Origin of the sequence: Xanthomonas sp. MLO165 (assembly GCF_018831305.1) — a bacterium.
Classification (GTDB): Bacteria; Pseudomonadota; Gammaproteobacteria; order Xanthomonadales; family Xanthomonadaceae; genus Xanthomonas; species Xanthomonas arboricola.
In genome coordinates, this window is record NZ_CP029263.1 from 2,174,652 (window position 1) to 2,194,381 (window position 19,730).

A 19,730-nucleotide genomic window follows, 5' to 3' on the forward strand; every position below is an offset into this window, starting at 1 on the left:
GCTTCCCTCGCCAGGAAGCGACCCTCAAGATTCGTCACCGAATCAAACTGCGCTCGAATGGTATTTCTGGAGACTGCGGGTGTGACGCGTTGCGGTGGGGCTCAGAACTCCTGCCAGTCGCTCGGATCGGCGGTGGCTGCCACCGTCGTCTTGCCGGTGTTGCTGCGGCGCGGGGCCGCGTTGCTGCCGGCACGGGCAGCCGGGCGGGCGGCAAAGCGTGCATTGACCGGCGCAGCGACCATCGACGCGGGCTGACGTGCGGCCGGGCCCTGCTCGACGATCTTGAACACGGCCACCGCCTCGGTGAGCTGCTGGGCCTGTTCTTCCATCGCGCGGGCGGCGGCGGTGGCTTCTTCCACCAGCGCGGCGTTTTGCTGGGTGGCTTCGTCCATGTGGGTGACGGTCTGGTTGACCTGCTCGATGCCGGCCGACTGTTCCTGCGAGGCGGCGGAGATCTCGCCCATGATGTTGGTGACACGTTGCACGCTGGCCACGATCTCGGCCATGGTCTTGCCGGCCTGGTCCACCAGCTGCGAACCGTCGGCCACCCGCTGCACGGAGTCGTCGATCAGGCTCTTGATCTCCTTGGCCGCCGCCGACGAACGCTGTGCCAGGGTGCGCACCTCGGAGGCGACCACCGCAAAGCCGCGGCCCTGGTCGCCGGCACGCGCCGCTTCCACGGCGGCATTCAAGGCCAGGATGTTGGTCTGGAACGAGATGCCGTCGATGACGCTGATGATGTCGGCAATGCGCTTGGACGAGGCCTCGATGCCGCTCATGGTGTCGACCACCTTGCTGACCACCTCGCCGCCCTGCGAGGCCACGCTGGCGGCGCCGATGGCGAGTTGATTGGCCTGGCGTGCGCTTTCGGCGTTCTGGCGCACGGTGGAGGTGAGTTCCTCCATCGAGGCGGCGGTTTCCTCCAGGTTGGCGGCCTGCTGTTCGGTGCGCTGCGACAGATCCTGGTTGCCGGCTGCGATCTCGCTGGCGGCGGCATTGATCGAGGTGGCCGAGTGCTGGATGTGCCCGACGATGCCGGACAACTGGGTCGCCGTGGCGTTGGCGTCGTCACGCATCTGTGCAAACACGCCCTTGAACTCGCCGTCCATGCGCGCGGTCAGGTCGCCCGCCGCAATCGCGCGCAGGATGCCCGACAGCGACTGCAGGCTGCCGTCGGCGGTGGCCATCAATTGGTTGAGGCTCTCGACCATGACGCGGAAATCGAACTGGAACTGCGCCGCATCGCCGCGTGCACCGAAGTTGCCGTCGGCAGCCGACTGGGCCAGCTGCTTGATCTGCTGATTCATCGAGGCCAGGTTGGTTTTCACCTGCGCCATGGTGTCGGTCAGCCTGGCCTTTTCGCCGGGCAGCGCGTCCATGTCCTCGCTGAGGTCGCCGATGGCGTAGCGGCCCATGATCTGCGCCAGACGCAGCGTTACCTGCACGTGGCTGTCGACCAGTGCGTTGGTATCGCCGGCCATGCGGCCATAGTCGCCCGGGAACGCGTCGGCATCCATGCGGAAGCTGATCTGGCCGTTGTCGTGGCGCTTGGCCATGTCCAGCTGCGCGGTGATCAGGTTGCGCACCTGCGACTGCATCTTGTCCATTGCCTGCAGCAGGCGGCCGGTTTCGTCGCTGGCCTCGCTGTGCACTTGGTTGTCGAGCCGGCCGTCGGCGATCGCCTCGGCGGCGCGGGTGGCGCGGTTCAACGGGCCGGTGAGGCTGCGGGTGATGGTCCAGGCCAGCAGGGCGCTCAGCAGCACCACGGCCAGGCCGCCGCCGATCAGCATGCTGCGGCCACGTGCCATGGCGTCATTGGCCTGCGTGTAGGCGACCTGGCTGCTCTTGCGTTGCGCTTCGGAGTAGGTGCGGATCGCATCCTGCCAGCGCTGGGTGGCTGGGGCGGCACGCTGGATCAGGATCGGCATGGCCTGGTCGACCTTGCCGGCTGTGCCCAGTTCGCGTACCTGCTGGTTGTGCGATAGCGCCTGTTCGCGCGCCAGATCCAGCGCATCGCGCATGCGCTGCCCTTGGGCATCGGTGGGGAAGGCATACAGCTTGTCACGCACTTCCTTGTAGCGAATCCGCTGCGCATCGATCGCATCACCGAACTGGCGATTCTGCTCGGCAGTGGTCGGCAGCACGATGTTGCGCAGGTTCAACGAGATGGTGGCATTGGCGTCCAGCATGTCGGTGGCGTACTGGATCATCGCCATGTTGCGGTTGACGATGGTGTCCAGGCGCTCACGCGCCTGGCTGAGCGTGTACAGGCCGGCGGCCACCAGCGCGCAGGACAGAAGGATCAACACGCCGAAGGCCAGGGAGAGGCGCTTGCCGACGTTGAAGCGGTGCAGAAAGGAATTCATGAAGTGATCCGAGCGAATGTGCAGTTAGGTGGACTGGCATGCGATGCAGTGCTGGAGCAGTGCGTCGCACGTCATGCCTTGTGTGATGCGTCGGTCAGATAACGGCGTTAGAACTGCTGTATTGAGGCAAGCCGGGCTGGCCGGTAAAGCCGGGTCTCAGGCACGTGACTGCCATGTGTACAAGGGGTAAGGAATTGGTGGGGGTGTGTCGGGAATTCCCCTAGAAAACACCTGTTGAACGTGGTTTTGGAGGCAACGCGAGAGAGTCCGGGGTGCACGATGTGAAGTGCGTTTTCACGCCGGACGCGGTGTATGCGGGCTTGCGGACAGTTGGCATGGCGCGCACAACGCAAAACGGCACCGCGTGTGCGGTGCCGTTGTGACCTTGCTGCGGATGCGGAACTGCACGGCCGCGTGCTCGAGCGTGGTGTCGAGCGTGTGTATCCCGCGCACCGTGCACGCCGGTTGCAACAACTGGCGTGCACTGCTGTCGATGTGCTGACAGCACCTGTTGGCGGTTTAGAACTCCTGCCAGTCGCCCACGTCGTTTGCCGTTGCCGATGCACCCGCGGTGCTGCGGCGCACGGGCGCGGCCATGCTGGCGCGGGCGATCGGGCGCGGTGTGCTGCGGGCATTGGCGGGCGCATTGGCAATGGCCGACAACTGGCGCGCCACCGGTGCGTGTTCGGCAACCTTGAACACGGCGACCGCTTCGGTGAGCTGCTGGGCCTGTTCTTCCATTGCCCGTGCGGCGGCGGTGGCTTCTTCCACCAGCGCGGCATTCTGCTGGGTGGTTTCGTCCATCTGGGTCACGGTCTGGTTGACCTGCTCGATGCCGGAGTACTGCTCCTGCGACGCAGAGGAAATCTCGCCCATGATGTTGGTGACGCGCTGCACGCTGGCAACGATTTCGGCCATGGTGGTGCCGGCCTGGTCGACCAGGGTGGCCCCCTGGGTGACCTTGTCGACCGAGTCGTCGATCAGGTACTTGATCTCCTTGGCCGCACCGGCCGAGCGCTGCGCCAGTGTGCGTACTTCGCTGGCGACCACTGCAAAGCCGCGCCCCTGTTCGCCGGCACGCGCCGCTTCCACTGCTGCATTCAAGGCCAGGATATTGGTCTGGAAGGCGATGCCGTCGATCACGCTGATGATCTCGGCGATCTTCTTCGACGAGCTCTGGATGTCGGACATGGTGGTGACCACCTTGGCCACCACATCGCCGCCCTGCGACGCCACTGCCGCCGCGCCGATGGCGAGCTGGTTGGCCTGGCTGGCGTGTTCGGCATTCTGCTTGACGGTGGAGGTGAGCTCTTCCATCGAGGCGGCGGTTTCTTCCAGGTTGGCGGCCTGCTGCTCGGTGCGCTGCGACAGATCCTGGTTGCCGGAAGCGATTTCGCCCGAGGCCAGGCCGATCGCGTCGGCAGCGGTCTGGATGCGGCCCACGATGCCGGCCAGCTGTTCGGCGGTGGCGTTGGCGTCGTCGCGCATCTGTGCAAACACGCCCTGGTACTGGCCACTCATGCGTGCGGTGAGATCGCCGGCGGCGATCGACTGCAGCAGGCCGGACAACGACTGCAGGTTGCCGTCGGCGGTGGCCATCAAGGTGTTGAGGCTTTCCACCATGATGCGGAAGTCGAACTGGAACTGCTCGGCATTGCCACGCGCGGTGAAGTCGCCGTTGGCGGCGGCCTGTGCCAGCTGCTTGATCTCGGCGTTCATCGTCGACAGGTTCAATTTGACCTGATTCATTGCCGTGGTGATGGCGGCTTTTTCGCCCGGCAGCTGCGGCATGTCTTCGCTCAGGTCACCGATCGCATAGCGCTCCACCAGGTGGATGGTCTGCATCTTGACCTTGATGTGCGCGGCGACCAGCTCGTTGGTGTCCTTGGCCATGCGGCCGAAGTCGCCCGGGAAGGCGCCGGCATCCATGCGGAAGCTGATCTGACCATCATCGTGGCGCTTGGCCATGTCCAGCTGCGCGCTGATGAGGTTGCGCACCTGGCCCTGCATGCGATCCATGGCCTGCAACAGGCGGCCGGTTTCGTCGTTGGACTGCGTGCGTACGTCGTTGTCGAGATTGCCGTTGGCGATCGCTTCGGCGGCGCGGGTGGCCTGGGTCAACGGGCGCACCAGGCTGCGGGTGATCAGGAAGCCGAGCAGGGTACTGAACAGCACCACCGCCACGCCGCCGCCGATCAACAGCGCACGGCCGCGGGCCATTTCTGCCGTCGTGGTCACATAGGCTTCCTGGGTGCGCTGACGCTGCAGATCCGAATACTCCGTCAACGCATCCTGCCATTGCTGCGTGCCCGGTGCGGCCTTTTCCAGCAACAGCTTGAGTGCCTCATCAGCCTTGCCGGTCAGGCCCAGCTGCACGACGGTGTCCCTGGTCTCGCGGGCCTGCTCACTGGCAAGGTCGATCCGCTCGCGGATCTGGGTGGCCTGGGGCGAGGCCGAAAATGCATACAGCTTGCGGCGCGTGTCTTCGTAGCTCTTCAGCTGGTTCTTGATGATGGCGTAGAAGCGCAGATTGTCTTCTTGCGAGGTCGGCAACACGATGTTGCGCAATTGCACGGCGATGACCGAGGTGGCGTTGGTCATGTCCTGTGCGTACTGCATGATCGTGATGTTGCGGTTGACCACCGTGTCCATGCGATCGCGGGCCTGCGCCAATGTATGCAGGCCGGCGGCGACAAGTGCGCACGACAACAGGATCAGCGTGCCGAAGGCGAAGCTCAGGCGCTTGCCGACGTTGTACCGTTGAAGAAGAGCGATCATTTGGGGGTCTCAAGGCAGTGGGACAAGAAGGAACAAGACGCGTCGGGTTGACGCGTGGGCGATGCGCAGTGACGGCGCAGCAGGCAGGCATCCAGCCGATCCATCGCCCGGGCCGTAGCGCGGCCCGGGCGATTGCAAGGCAGGTAGGCGGGCCGTTGTAGGTAACGGCCAGCGGCTATGGCACTGAACGGGTCAGCCTCGCTGCGTATGGGTGGCCGTCACCGAAGTGACGCGCATGTGCACAAACGGCCGAAAAATGCTGATGGGAGCGCTATCAACGCGCCTGCCCGCATCGGCGGATTCACATCTGTCTCACCCCATCGGGCGCGATGCGAGACGCCAGGCGCGAGCATGGCCGGGTGCAAGACACCGGCGGATGTAGCAATCCACCCGGCGATGCGACCTTGTCGCACCCGCGCGTAGAAGCAGGGCTTGGCCTGCGCCAGGCATCGAACGTGCCCTGCGCCGTGTTGACGCGGCAGCGGTGATCTCATGCCGCTGCATTGGTTTGGATCAGATGCAGCGCTTTCTTACGGAACAGGGGCTGTCACGTTGCACGAGAGCCCCGTACGCCGGCCCGCAGGTGTGCGACAGACCGCGCGGCGCGCACACGCACATCCGCATGCGACCGCGTCACGCGGCGCGCACGAGCCTGGCTGGCCTGGCGAGGCCGTGCAGTTGGAACACCGACACCGCATCGCGCAGCTGCTGCGCCTGTGCTTCCATCGCACGCGCGGCGGCAGTGGCTTCTTCCACCAGCGCGGCGTTCTGCTGGGTGGACTGGTCCATCTGCGCGATGGTCTGGCCGACCTGTTCGATACCCTGCGACTGCTGCTGCGAGGCTTCGCTGATCTCGTGCATGATCTCGGTGACGCCGCGCACCGAATCGACGATGTCCTGCATGGTGCGGCCGGCCTGGCTGACCAGCACGTTGCCTTGCTCGACCCGGTTCACCGAATCGTCGATCAGCTGCTTGATCTCCTTGGCCGCGCCGGCCGAGCGCTGCGCCAGGGTACGTACCTCGGAGGCGACCACCGCAAAGCCGCGCCCCTGTTCGCCGGCGCGTGCAGCTTCCACCGCCGCATTCAAGGCCAGGATATTGGTCTGGAACGCGATGCCGTCGATGACCGAGATGATGTCGGCGATCTTGCGCGAGGCGGCCTGGATGCCGGCCATGGTGCCGACGACTTCGCCGACCACCGTGCCACCTTGCGCGGCCACCGCGGCGGCACCGACCACCAGCTGGTTGGCGCGCCGCGCATGCTCGGCGTTGTTGCGCACGGTGGAGGTGAGTTCCTCCATCGAGGCGGCGGTTTCTTCCAGGTTGGCGGCCTGCTGCTCGGTGCGCTGCGACAGGTCCTGGTTGCCGGCGGCAATCTCGCTGGCGGCATCGTTGATCGCGTCGGTGGACTGCTGGATGCGTCCGACGATATCGGCCAGTTGCACCACGGTGGCATTGGCATCGTCGCGCATCTGCGCGAATACGCCGTGGAAGTCGCCATGCATGCGGGTGGTGAGGTCGCCGGCGGCGATGGCCCGCAGCACGCTGGATAGCGCGCCCAGATTGCCATCGGCGGTGGCCATCAGCTGGTTGAGACTCTCCACCATGGCCAGGAAGTCGTGCTGGAAGCGCTGGGTATCGCCACGCACGCTGAAATCGCCGTTGGCCGCAGCCTGCGCCAGCAGCTTGATCTCGCTGTTCATCGCAGACAGGTTGCGCTTGACCGCGTCCATGGTGTCGCTGAACACGGCTTTTTCGCCGGGAAGGCGGTCCATGTCCTGGCTCAGGTCGCCGATGGCATAACGCGACATGATCTGGGCGAGTTTCATCTTCACCGCGATATGCGAGCCGACCAGCGCGTTGGTGTCGCGCACCATGGTGGCGTACGCGCCCGGGAAGGTCTCGGCGTCCATGCGATAACTGATCTGGCCGGCGTCGTGGCGCTGGGCCATCTCGCTCTGCGCGGCCAGCACCCGCTGCAGCTGCTCCTGCATCCGGCGCATGTTGTCGAGCAGCTGGCCGGTTTCATCGCGGCTGGGCGCGGCGATGCGCTCGCCGAGCTGGCCTTGCGCGATATTGGCGGCCACCACAGCGGCGCGGCGCACATTGCGGGTCAGCCGCGACAAGGTGTACCAGCCCAGCGCTGCGATCAGCACCGCCAGCAGCGTCAACCCGGCGATGGCCTGCCACATCGCGTTGCGGGCATCGGCCAGGTGGCGTTCGGACTGGCGCTGCAGGGCCTGCAGCGAGACGCTGCTGAGCGCCTGCATGGCTTGGCCGAGATTATCGAGCGCAGCGTTCCATTGGGTGTCGGCGTTGGCGTCGCTGCCGTCCAGCGCGGTGCCGAGCGCGGCCAGCGCCGCGGTTGCACGCGTGGTTTCGGTCCTGGCGGCATCGGCCAGGGCGGGGTCGGGTTGTTCCAGCAGGCCCATCGCCTTGTCCAGCTCATGCCGGAAGCGCGCATGGCTGCGCGCCAACTGGCCGAGCTGTTCGCGCAGCATGGCGCGGCTGTCGGCCGCCTGCGACGGATCGCTGGCCGCATCCAGGCGGGTCAGCGATTCGGTGGCATCGGGACTGTAGATCAGGGTGGCCACCACCAGGTGGTAGCTCTCGATATAGGGGGTATAGACCAGCTGGCTGTCGTCGCGCAAGGCGTCGAGCGCAGCAAACGCCTGCTCGCTGACCGCGGCGTAGCCGTCTGCCGCGGCGCTGGCGACGTGGCGCTGCTGCAGGCCCAGCAAGGCCTTCTGGCTGCGTTCGAAGCCCGGCATCGTGGCGGTGGTGGCCAGCAGGTGTTGCAGATCGCGATCGGCGCGCGCGGCCGCGGCTGCAGCGGCGTCACCGCTGTCGACGTGGGCGGCGTGCAGGTCGGTGATCAGGCCCAGCATCTGCCCAAGCGGCGCATAGCTGCGCAACTCGTTGCTGCTGATGGCCACACTTTCGTTGAGCTTGCCGCTGTACAGCAGTACCGGAATGACCAGGCCGGCCAAGGCCAGGATGCCGATGATGCCGAGTTTCTTGGCGATCGCCAGATCATCCCAGCGGCTGCTCCAGCGCTGGTGAGGGGGTGGGGCGGTCTGCGGCGACAGCGCGGGCGAAGTGGTCATGGAAGATTCTCGTAGGCGTACGCAGCCTATCGGCCGATAACAGTTATGCCTTGAGCCGGTCGGCATCGATGCCGACCGGCTCCATTCAGACTGTTGTGCTCGCTTGGCTCAGAACTCCTGCCAGCTGGCGTCGTTGCTCGGCGCGGTGACCACGGGGCGCGGCTTGGACGCGGCGGTGCGTCCGGCCGCGACCACCTTGGCCTTCAGCGCGGGAGTCACCACCGGCCGCGGCGCAGCGGTGCGCACCGGCGCCAGGGCATGGCCGGCATCGGTCTTGAACACCGCCACCGCGTCGGTGAGCTGGGTGGCCTGGTCTTCCAGCGCACGTGCGGCGGCGGTGGCTTCTTCCACCAGCGCGGCGTTCTGCTGGGTGGTCTCGTCCATCTGGGTGACGGTCTGGTTGACCTGCTCGATGCCGGAGGATTGCTCCTGCGAGGCCGCGGAGATCTCGCCCATGATGTCGGTGACCCGCTGCACGCTGGACACGATCTCGCCCATGGTCTTGCCGGCGCTGTGCACCAGCACCGATCCTTCGGAAACACGCTGCACCGAGTCGTCGATCAGCCCCTTGATCTCCCTGGCCGCCGCGGACGAGCGCTGCGCCAGCGTGCGCACTTCCGAGGCGACCACGGCAAAGCCGCGTCCCTGCTCGCCGGCGCGGGCGGCTTCCACCGCCGCGTTCAAGGCCAGGATGTTGGTCTGGAACGAGATGCCGTCGATGACCGAGATGATGTCGGCGATCTTCTTGGACGAGGCTTCGATGCCGCTCATCGTCTCGACCACCTTGCTGACGATCTCGCCGCCCTGCGAGGCCACGCCGGCCGCGCCGATGGCGAGCTGGTTGGCCTGGCGCGCGCTCTCGGCGTTCTGCTTGACGGTGGAGGTGAGCTCTTCCATCGAGGCGGCGGTTTCTTCCAGGTTGGCGGCCTGCTGCTCGGTGCGCTGCGACAGATCCTGGTTACCGGCCGCGATCTCGCTGGCAGCGCCCTTGATCGACACCGCCGAGGCCTTGATGCCGCTGACGATTTCGGCCAGCTGCGTGGCGGTGGCATTGGCGTCGTCACGCATCTGCGCGAACACGCCGCGGAAGTCGCCGCTCATGCGTGCGGTGAGGTCGCCGGCGGCGATGGACTGCAGCAGGGTGGAGAGCGACTGCAGGTTGCCGTCGGCGGTGGACATCAGGTTGTTGAGGCTTTCCACCATCAGGCGGAAGTCGTACTGGAAGCGCTCGGCATCGCCGCGGGCGCTGAAGTCGCCGTTGGCCGCCGACAGTGCCAGATGCTTGATCTCGGTATTCATTGCACCGAGATTGACCTTGACCTGCGCCATGGTCTCGCTGAGCACGGCCTTTTCGCCGGGCAGTTTTTCCATATCCTCGGACAGGTCGCCGATCGCGTAGCGGCCCATGATCTGCGCCAGGCGCATCTTCACCGCGATGTGCGAGCCCACCAACATGTTGGTGTCGTGCGCCATGCGGCCGTACTCGCCGGGGAAGGCAGCGGCATCGATGCGGAAGCTGATCTGGCCATCGTCGTGGCGCTTGGCCATGTCGGTCTGCGCGCTGAGCAGGTTGCGCAGCTGCAGCTGCATCTTGCTCATGGCCTTGAGCAGGCGGCCGGCTTCGTCATTGGCCTGCGTATTGACGTCGTTGTCCAGGTTGCCGCCGGCAATCGCTTCTGCGGCGCGGGTGGCGCGGCTCAACGGCTGGGTGAGGCTGCGGGTGATCAGCAGGCCCAGCGTAGCGCTCAGCAACACCACCAGCAGCGAACCACCGACCAGCAGCTTGCGCGAGCCGTCCATGGATTGCAGCGCTGCTGCCGAGGCTTCGCTGGCCAGCTTGTCTTGCAGTGTGATGTTTTCGCCAATCTTGTCCTGCCATTGCTGCATTGCAGGTGCCGCCTTGGTCAGCAGCAAGGGCAGTGCCTCGTCTCTGCGACCGGTCATCACCATATCCATGACTTTGTCGTTCAAGACTTTAACTTCGGCGCGGCGGGCATCGATCTCCGCGCGCAGGATCTTGCCTTTTTCGGACGGCGGCAATGCATACAATTCGTCGCGTGCCTTGGTGTAGTCGGCACGTGCAGACTGGATCTTCGCAATGAAGTCGCGATTTTCCGCATCGGTAGTGGGCAGCACCACATTGCGCAACTGCAGGCCGATAATGAAATTGGCATTGATCATGTCGTTGGACAGACGGATCTTTGTCATGTTCTCGTGCACCAGCTGGTCCACCAGCGAGCGGGCCGAACTCAGGCCGCGGTAGCCGATAAAGGCGATGACGCCAGACAACAGGATCAGCACGGCAAAGGCCGCCGCCAAGCGAGGGCCGACGTTGTAGCGTTGGAGAAGTGCAGTCATGACAGATCCTGGAAGGCGTTATGCGATTGAAGGGAAGCGACCGAGTAGCGCCGACCACATGCTGTATGCCGCGTCGCTATGCGCAGTAACGGCGCGCAATGCCTATTACTTAATACCTCCATATCAAAAATATATAAGTCGAGTCATGCTTGTGAAATCGACTTTGCGGAGTAAATCGCGGCGCGCTCCGAATTTAAGTCTTCCAGAGATACATAATGCCGGGCTCAAGTGCTGGTTTATTGATACACAAGTAAAATATTATTATCTATATGCGTTTATTCTTGCCTCATGGCTGAGACTGCTTCCGGAACATTGCGGCAATAAAAAAGCCGCGCTCCCGAAAGAGCGCGGCCTGGACTGCAGCGACTTGTATGTCGACGATCTGCGCGTTTAGAACTCCGCCCAATCCGACTCGTTGGACGGCGCTGCTGCAGCGGCAGTACGTGCGGTCGACCGTGCGGCAGCCGGCTTGGAGGCAGCCAGCGTGGACACCGATGACCTGGCAGCGGGCGTCTTGGCAGCAGGCGCAGTGCTGGCGGCCGGGCGCTTGGCGGTGATGTGGCGCACCACCGGTGTGGCACGCGTCACCGCTTCCAGTTCGGCCGACAGGCGGAACAGGGCCACCGCTTCGGTGAGCTGCTGCGCCTGTTCTTCCATCGAACGCGCGGCGGCGGTGGCTTCTTCCACCAGCGCGGCGTTTTGCTGGGTGGCTTCGTCCATGTGGGTGACGGTCTGGTTGACCTGCTCGATGCCGGCCGACTGTTCCTGCGAGGCGGCGGAGATTTCGCTCATGATGTCGGTCACGCGCTGCACCGAGGAGACGATCTCGCTCATGGTGGTGCCGGCCTGGTTCACCAGCGCCGAGCCTTCGGCCACCTTGCTGACCGAGTCGTCGATCAAGCTCTTGATTTCCTTGGCGGCGCCGGCCGAACGCTGCGCCAGCGTGCGCACTTCCGAGGCGACCACCGCAAAGCCGCGGCCCTGTTCGCCGGCACGTGCCGCTTCCACCGCCGCGTTCAGGGCCAGGATGTTGGTCTGGAATGCGATGCCGTCGATCACCGAGATGATCTCGGCGATCTTCTTGGACGAGGTCTGGATACCGGACATGGTTGTGACCACCTGGCCGACCACGCTGCCGCCATGCGAGGCGACATCGGCCGCCCCGATCGCCAGCTGATTGGCCTGGCGTGCGTGCTCGGCATTCTGCTTGACGGTGGAGGTGAGCTCTTCCATCGAGGCAGCGGTTTCTTCCAGGTTGGCGGCCTGCTGTTCGGTGCGCTGCGACAGGTCCTGGTTGCCGGCGGCGATTTCGCCAGCGGCGGTGTTGATGGCCAGGGTGGAGTGCTTGATGCGCCCGACGATGTCGGTCAGGCGCTGGGTGGTGGCATTGGCATCGTCGCGCAGGCGCGCGAACACGCCGTGGAATTCGCCGTCCATGCGTGCGGTCAGGTCGCCTTCGGCGACGGCGCCGAGCAGCTGCGACAGCTTGCCCAGATTGCGGTCGCTGACCTCCATCATCGAGTTCAGGTCCGCCACCATCACCGCGAAGTCGTACTTGAAGCGCGTCGCGTCGCCGCGTGCGCTGAAATCGCCGGCCGCTGCGGCTTGCGCCAGCTGCTTGATCTCGGTGTTGATCGACAACAGGCTGGCCTTGGCCGCATCCATCGCCTCATGCAGGATGGCGCGGCTGGCCGGCAGACGACGTGCGTCCTGGGTCAAATCGCCCTGTGCGTACTGGTTGAGGATGCGCACCGCGTCGGTGATGGCATCCAGATGCTCGAAGATCATCGTGTTGATGCCGCCGGCCAGGGTGCCGTACACGCCGGGGAAATCCTCCGGCATGCGGTGGGTGATGTCTTCGGCCGCGTGCAGGTGCGACATGCGCGCGGTTTCGTCGCTGAAGCGGCGCAGCATCTGCGTCATGCTGCCGGTGGCGTCGAGCATCTGGCCGATTTCGTCCTTGCTGGTCTTGCTGACCTGCACGCTCAGATCGCCACGCGAGACCGCCTTGATGGCGCCCAGCGCCTTGGACAGCGGATTGGTGATGCCGCGCGCGATCAGCCAGCCGAAGGTTACCGACAGCGCGGCCATCAGCAGCGTGCCGATCAGCAATACCGCGCTGGTCAGCTTGAACGAGGCGTCGCTGGCCGCGACCATGTCGCTCAGGGCCTTGGATTGCTGTGCATACAGCTTGTCGACCGAGGCGAACAGTTCCTTGCGGATCTCGCCGGACTGCTTGCGCGAAAATTCCATCGCCGCAGCGCGGTCGGGTTCTGCATAGAGCTTGCGCAGCTGCTGGTTGGCGGCAAAGTAACGCGTGCTGGCATCGCTCAGCTTCGCGTATTCGGCCTGCAGCGGCGAGCCGGCGCCGATCTTGGCGTCCAGCAGCTTTTGCGTTTCGAGGTACTTGGCCTGGATCTCATCCATGCGTTTGAAGAACATCGCATAGCGTTCCGGATCGTCCAGATTGACGAACTGGCCCACTTCATAGACGCGGAATTCGCCGGCAAAGCCACGCAGCTCGGACAGACGGCTCAGCACCGGCACCACGTCCTGGTTGATCAGGGTGGTCTGCCGCTGCATCTGCTGCATGCGCGAAAAACCGAGCCCGCCAAGCAGGGCGGTCAACACGGCACTCAGGCAAAAGGCAAACATCAGTTTGCGGCGGATCGGCCAATCGTTGAACTTGTTCATCAGTAACTCCGGGGCATTGCGCAGGAACGCTCTCCAGCACGCTAGCGGCTGCCCGGTATGATTCTTTATCTTTGAAGGATGAACGGTGCCGTGGCCGGCTCGCGGATGCCGCGATCAGGCCGCCGGCAACGCTGCCGTGGCGGGCAGGGCGGGCACGCCGGTGGCGCTGCAGCTACGCGGGTGCGGCCCAGGCTTGGGCCGCCTGCACGCGTGGCTCAGAAGTCCTGCCACTGCCCGTCGTTGCCGCTGGCAAGCACCGGCGTGGTTGCCGGCTTGCGTGCAGCCGCTGCGCCGGGGCTGCGCTTGGGCGCAGCCACTGCCGCTGTGGCGGCTGGCGCTGCCGCCATCGGTGCCGGCGCATCGGCAAGGGTGAAGCGCGACACCGCCTGGGCCAGCTGGCCGGCCTGGTCTTCCATGGTGCGCGCGGCGGCGGTGGCTTCTTCCACCAGCGCAGCGTTCTGCTGGGTGGCCTCGTCCATCTGGGTGATGGTGAGGTTGACCTGCTCGATGCCGGCCGACTGCTCCTGCGAGGCGGCCGCGATCTCGCCCATGATGTCGGTGACACGCTGCACGCTGGCCACGATGTCGGCCATGGTGGTGCCGGCCTGCTGCACCAGCACCGAGCCTTCGGCGACCTTGCTCACCGAGTCGTCGATCAGGTGCTTGATCTCCTTGGCGGCGCCGGCCGAGCGCTGCGCCAGCGTGCGTACTTCCGAGGCGACCACCGCAAAGCCGCGCCCCTGTTCGCCGGCACGCGCCGCCTCCACTGCTGCATTCAGGGCCAGGATATTGGTCTGGAAGGCGATGCCGTCGATGACGCTGATGATCTCGGCGATCTTCTTCGACGAGACCTCGATGCCGGACATGGTGGTGACCACCTTGGCCACCACCGCACCGCCTTGGGAGGCGACGCCGGCCGCGCCGATCACCAGCTGGTTGGCCTGGCGCGCGCTTTCGGCATTCTGCTTGACGGTGGAGGTCAGCTCCTCCATCGAGGCGGCGGTTTCTTCCAGATTGGCGGCCTGTTGTTCGGTGCGCTGAGACAGGTCGTTGTTGCCGGCGGCGATCTCGCTGGAAGCGGTGTGGATGCTGCCGGCGGCTTGCTGGATGCGTCCGATCACCAGCGCCAGCTGCTCGGCGGTGGTGTTGGCGTCGTCGCGCATGCGGGCAAACACGCCGTGGAAATCACCCTGCATGCGCGCGCTCAGGTCGCCATCGGCCAGTGCGCTGAGCAGGCGCGAGACCTCGGCGATGCTGACCGCGTTGGCATCGAGCAGTGCATTGAGCTGCTGCGCCAACTGCAGGAAGAAGCCTTGCTTGCCGTTGCTGTCGATGCGCCTGGACAGGTCACCGGCCGCGGCGCTGCGCACCACATCGGCCACGTCGATTTCCACGCGTGCCTCGGCGGTGCGGTCGCGCCATTCGCAGACAAAGCCCAGATGCGCACCGGCCGAGTCGCGGATCGCCGAGACATCCTGGGTGATGCATGCCGCGCGGTACTGCACCTGGCGTTGCGCCGAATCCTGGCGATCCAGACGTTGATAGATCTCCGCATCCTGCGCATTGCCCACTTCCAGCATGGACACCGATTGGCCGATCAGGTTGCTGGAGCGGTCGAACGCCGGCGCGCAGGCATGGATGTCGTCGGCATAGGTCTGCAGCAAGGTCCGCAGCGCGGTGTTGGCGTAGATGATGGTCAGGTCCGGGTCGGCTATGTACATGCCGGTGGAGGCGTTGTCGAGCGCGGTGCGGATGCGCAGGTTTTCCGCAGCGATGCTGCGCTCGCGCTCCAGGCGTTCGCGCAGGTCGCGCTGCATGCGCGCCAGTGCGGCCATCAGGCTGCGCGTGTGATGTGCGGCCACCGGAATGGGCTGGTCCAGGCGACCTTCGGCGATGTGCTGCGCAGCGCTCATGGCCAGCTGCGGCTCGCCGCCGAGCAGGCCGAACACCGAGCGTAGGATCCAGCCGGCGGCCAGTGCCAGGCAGACGAAGGCGAGCACCACCGCGCCGCCTTGCTGCCACATCACCCGGTGGCTGTCCTGTTCGGCCTTGAGCCGATTGGCCTTGTTCAAGGCCAGGATGCGCTCGCTGATCGCGCCCATGCGGGTTTCCAGCTGGGCGAACTTGGCGGTGAAGTCGGCGTAGGCCGCGCCGCTGTCGGCCTGCGTCTCGGCCAGGGTCATGACCTGGTCGGCCGCGCCGATATAGGCCTGCAATGCCGGTGCCGCCGCGTCCAGATCGCTGCGCAGTGCCGGGTCCAGCGGCAGTTTGCGGTTGGCCTGCAGCGCCTGACGAAATTCCGTGGCGTGTTCGCCCAGTGCGCTGCGTGCTTCTGCGATCGCGGCGGCGTCCTGGCGCGAGGCGGCCAGCAGGGCGGCTGTGACGTCGCCGCGCAGGGCGTCGTGCATCATGTCGGCCTGCATGTGGTTGCGCAGCGCATCGGAGGAGATGACCTGTGCGGCGATCGCGTCGAGCAGGCCGCGCTGGCCGTTGTAGCCGACGCCGCCCAGCGCGAGCAGCGCCAACGCTGCCACCAGCACCAGGATCCCCAGCATATGCATGATTTTCATTGTGCGGCCTGTTTCAGAAGCGGAAAGACAGACCCACGCCGAGCGCGTGATCCGGTGAGCGATCGTTGAGGCCGCGGCTGTACACCGCGTCCAGTTGCACGTCGTTGCTCAGCAGCCAGGCCGAGCCGACGTCGAGCAGTGCCACGGTGCCGCCGTCCTCGCTGTTGGCGACCTGCGGCAATGCCACTTCCACGAAGGAGCGCACGCGCTCGTTCCAGGCCTTGCCCAGCACCGCACCGAAGATGCCGGCGGTGTAGCGGTTGCCTTGCCCATCGTCGTCCCACACCACGCCGGGCATCAGCCCGGCCGAGAGGCTGTCGCTGAGCTCCCATTCGGCCACCAGCCGCAACGATGGCCGTGCACCGTGCCCACGCAGGGCGCGGGCGCCGCTGGGCAGGTCCACATGCAGCAGCCAGGCCAGCGAGGCCTTGCCGTCGTCGGACCCGGCAAGATGGTGCTTGACCCCGAGCGCCACATCGGACATGCCGCTCACCTTGGCCTCGCCGGGTGCGTCGATGCGCTGCCAACCGTCGGTTTCCAGCCGCAGTTCCCAGCTCTGGCCGAGGCCGTAGCGAAACAGCGTGGGCGTGGAATATCCGTCGACCGAGGCATCGCGCTCCCAGGCGACGCTGGTTTCCACCTGCAACCGGCGGTCGCCGACGGTGAGGCTGGACTCGACGAAATCAGGACGGTCGGTGGCGATCGGATCTTCGGCGCGGGCATGGCCGACGACGCAGAACAGCACAATACAGCTGGCAACAAGGCATGGCTTCATGGCAACCCCTGGAACGCGCGAATCTCCGGGCGCATGCGCGGGTCTGGCGACCGGGCAGATGCGCTGCTGGACCGGCTGCTACGGTGGGGGGCGCAGGCAGTCGATGTCTTCCTCGCTAACGGCAACGGCGGCTGAATCTTTAAGCGTCGCCGATGGCCGGAGCCGGGCAGGGGAACGCGGTCGAGTGTCAGGTCCGCGATAGGACGATGTGGATGTGCTTCATCCTGTGTCGGCAGCTGCGCGCGTGCGCAGCTGCCGACGCCGCACTCAGAAATCCTGCCACTGGCTGTCGTTGCCGGCGACACTGCCGGGCGACTTGCCGGTGGGGGGACGCGGCGTTACCGCCGCACGTTTCTTGTCGGTCGGCGCCCGTGTGGATGGCGCAACCGCGCTGACCACCGGTCTGGCGGCAGGGGCAATCGCCGCCGGCCTGCCGGCATGGCTGAGCTTGAACACCGCCACCGCCTCGGTCAGCTGGCCGGCCTGTTCTTCCATCGCCCGCGCAGCGGCAGTGGCTTCTTCCACCAATGCCGCGTTTTGCTGGGTGGCCTCGTCCATCTGGGTCACGGTCAGGTTGACCTGCTCGATGCCGCTGGATTGCTCCTGCGAGGCGGCGGAGATCTCGCCCATGATGTCGGTGACGCGCTGCACGCTGGCGACGATCTCGGCCATGGTGGTGCCGGCCTGCTGCACCAGCGACGAGCCCTGCGCCACCTTGCCGACCGAATCGTCGATCAGGTGCTTGATCTCCTTGGCCGCGCCGGCCGAGCGCTGCGCCAAGGTGCGCACTTCGCTGGCGACCACGGCGAAGCCGCGGCCCTGTTCGCCGGCGCGTGCAGCTTCCACCGCCGCATTCAAGGCCAGGATATTGGTCTGGAACGCGATGCCGTCGATGACCGAGATGATCTCGGCGATCTTTTTCGACGAGACCTCGATGCCCGACATGGTGGTGACCACCTGCGCCACCACCGCGCCGCCATGCGAGGCGACATCGGCCGCGCCGATCGCCAGCTGGTTGGCCTGGCGTGCGTGCTCGGCGTTCTGCTTGACGGTGGAGGTCAGCTCCTCCATCGAGGCGGCGGTTTCTTCCAGGTTGGCGGCCTGTTGTTCGGTGCGTTGCGACAGGTCGCTGTTGCCTGCGGCGATCTCGCTGGCGGCTGCGTTGATCTGCGTGGCCGAGGTCTGGATGCCCGAGACGATGCCGGTGAGTTGCGCCACGGTGGCATTGGCATCGTCGCGCATGCGTGCGAACACGCCCTGGAACTGCCCGTCCATGCGCACGGTGAGGTCGCCCTCGGCCAGCGCGCTGAGCAGGCGGGAAATACGCTCCAGGCCTTGCGAGGTGGTTTCCAGCAAGCCGTTGAGCTGACGGCCGAACTCCAGATAGAAGCCGCGCTTGTCGTCCAGCGCAAGACGCTGGCCGAAGTCGCCCATCAGGGCCGACTGCACCAGCGCGGCGACCTCTGCCTGCGTGCTGACTTCGGCACTGACATTGCGCCACAGCAGCATGCTGCCGCTGCGATGGCCGTCGGCGGCGTAGAGCGGGGTCATGGTCAGATCCAGCGTCACCGGGCCGAAGGTGTAGCGCTCCAGGGTGGTGGACTGCAGTTGCTGCAGGCGTTGCAACCGCGCCTTGCCCTCGGCATCGGTGCCGAACACGTAGTCCAGCGGTTTGCCGACCACCGCATCGGCGCTGAAGCCCTGCTGGCCCTTGGCATGAAATGCCGCTTCGCCACCCTTGAACGAGGTGTGCAGCGCCTCGGTGATGAACACGGCAGTGTGTTGCTCGTCGGCCAGCAGCACTTCCATTTCCGAATGTTCCAGCGCGGTGCGGATGCGCAGGTTTTCGTTGGCGATCTGTGCGTCGCGTTCAATGCGCTGGCGCAGGTCGGTCTGCATGCGCTGCATGGCGCCCATCAGGCGGCCCACTTCGTCCTGGCGCTGCGCGGCAATCTGGTTGTCCAGCTTGCCGGAGGCAATCGCACCGGCCACCTTGGCCGCGGCGTCCAGCGGACCCACCACCTGACGCCGCAACAGTGCGAACAGCGCCAGGCTGAGCACCAGCGCCGAGCCCAGCCCGACCGCCAGAATGGTCCACAACAGGCGATGTGCCTGCTGCATGATCGCCGCATACGGCACCACCACGCCCAGCGCAAAACGCTCCTGCGCCTGGCCGATCTGCAACGGCACATAGGCGCTGACCGTGCCGGCGGCATCCGGCGTGAAGTCCAGATAGTCCTTGCCGGCCCTGGTGGCCGCCAGCATCGCGCGATAGTCGGCGCCGTCGGCCGGCTTGCCGATCCGCGCAGCGTCGCGCGAGGCCAGAATGACGCCGGCGGGCGAGATCAGCTCGACATAGCCGTCGTCCATCGGACGCAAGGCACTCAGGCGTTTCTGCAACGCGGCCAGGGCGAAATCCACCGACACCACGCCCACATACTTGCCCTGATCCAGGATGGGCGTGGACAAGGTGGTCATCAGCACCGGCTTGCCGCCGATCTGGTAATCGTAGGGGCCGGCCACGATCTGCCGGCCCAGCTCGCGCGGTTTGAGGTTCCAGTCGCCGTCGCCGGGTTTTTCGTAACCGACCAGGGGTTCGCGGATCAGCGATTGCCCGTTGTAGGCCCAGTAGGTCATGAAACGGCCGGTGTTGTCGTGACCCTCGGCATCGACATAGTCGCTGTCTTTGCCGTCGAAGGCCTGCGGCTCCCACAACGTGCCCATGCCCACCCATTCCGGATGGTTCTGCAACTGGTCGTGCACGATCGCCGACGCCGCCTCGCGGCTCACCCCGCCGTGCGCACGCTGCGCCAGCAAGGCGCTGGCGACCGACTGGCCGGTGGTGAACGCCTGTCCCAGCTCGCTGCCGATCTGTTCGGCCTGATAGCGCGCCGCGTTCTGCATCGTGGTCTGTGCCGAGGCGATCAGTGCGCGACTGCTTTGCCAGTAGCTGATCGCTGCGGTCAGGCCGAAGCACAGCAACGCAGCAACGGCGGTGCCGAGCATCAGGCGATACGCAAGACTGCCGCCGGAGCGGGGTTGCGTGGGGGACGAGGGCATGGGCGTGGCTTCGAAGTGAGG

The 19,730-nt window shown here is 65.8% G+C and carries 9 protein-coding genes; 1 reads left to right on the top strand and 8 read right to left on the bottom strand.

From position 1 onward, the window contains the following. Positions 1-101 precede the first annotated feature (101 nt). From DGN21_RS09410 to DGN21_RS09425, 4 genes are all read right to left on the bottom strand, one after another. A complete protein-coding gene (locus tag DGN21_RS09410; protein ID WP_104608483.1) occupies positions 102-2,366 on the bottom strand; it encodes a methyl-accepting chemotaxis protein in 2,265 nt (754 codons plus the stop codon). A gap of 519 nt (positions 2,367-2,885) precedes the next feature. Further along, positions 2,886-5,144 carry a methyl-accepting chemotaxis protein gene (locus tag DGN21_RS09415; RefSeq protein WP_215825205.1) on the bottom strand — a complete coding sequence of 753 codons (2,259 nt, stop codon included), beginning with the start codon at positions 5,142-5,144 and terminating at the stop codon, positions 2,886-2,888. A 633-nt stretch (positions 5,145-5,777) separates the two neighbouring features. After that, complete coding sequence (locus DGN21_RS09420; protein ID WP_184578260.1) at positions 5,778-8,252, bottom strand: methyl-accepting chemotaxis protein; 2,475 nt, start codon at positions 8,250-8,252, stop codon at positions 5,778-5,780. Between the two features lie 108 nt (positions 8,253-8,360). Beyond that, positions 8,361-10,610, bottom strand: coding sequence for a methyl-accepting chemotaxis protein (locus DGN21_RS09425; RefSeq protein WP_184578263.1), 2,250 nt, complete (start codon positions 10,608-10,610; stop codon positions 8,361-8,363). Here DGN21_RS09425 and DGN21_RS09430 point away from each other — a divergent pair. Next, positions 10,609-11,004, top strand: coding sequence for a hypothetical protein (locus DGN21_RS09430; RefSeq protein ID WP_126966331.1), 396 nt, complete (start codon positions 10,609-10,611; stop codon positions 11,002-11,004). The genes DGN21_RS09425 and DGN21_RS09430 overlap by 2 nt on opposite strands. Here DGN21_RS09430 and DGN21_RS09435 read toward each other — a convergent pair. The 4 genes from DGN21_RS09435 to DGN21_RS09450 all read right to left on the bottom strand — a co-directional run bounded on the left by DGN21_RS09435 (position 11,001) and on the right by DGN21_RS09450 (position 19,709). Beyond that, positions 11,001-13,304 carry a methyl-accepting chemotaxis protein gene (locus DGN21_RS09435; RefSeq protein ID WP_215825206.1) on the bottom strand — a complete coding sequence of 768 codons (2,304 nt, stop codon included), beginning with the start codon at positions 13,302-13,304 and terminating at the stop codon, positions 11,001-11,003. The genes DGN21_RS09430 and DGN21_RS09435 overlap by 4 nt on opposite strands. 215 nt (positions 13,305-13,519) lie before the next feature. Continuing rightward, entirely contained in the window at positions 13,520-15,874 is a 2,355-nt protein-coding gene (locus DGN21_RS09440; protein ID WP_215825207.1) for a methyl-accepting chemotaxis protein, read from the bottom strand. A 13-nt stretch (positions 15,875-15,887) separates the two neighbouring features. Further along, a complete protein-coding gene (locus tag DGN21_RS09445; protein WP_104608478.1) occupies positions 15,888-16,649 on the bottom strand; it encodes a transporter in 762 nt (253 codons plus the stop codon). A 267-nt stretch (positions 16,650-16,916) separates the two neighbouring features. After that, on the bottom strand, positions 16,917-19,709 hold the full coding sequence (locus DGN21_RS09450) for a methyl-accepting chemotaxis protein (RefSeq protein ID WP_215825208.1): 2,793 nt from the start codon (positions 19,707-19,709) through the stop codon (positions 16,917-16,919). Positions 19,710-19,730: the final 21 nt, after the last annotated feature.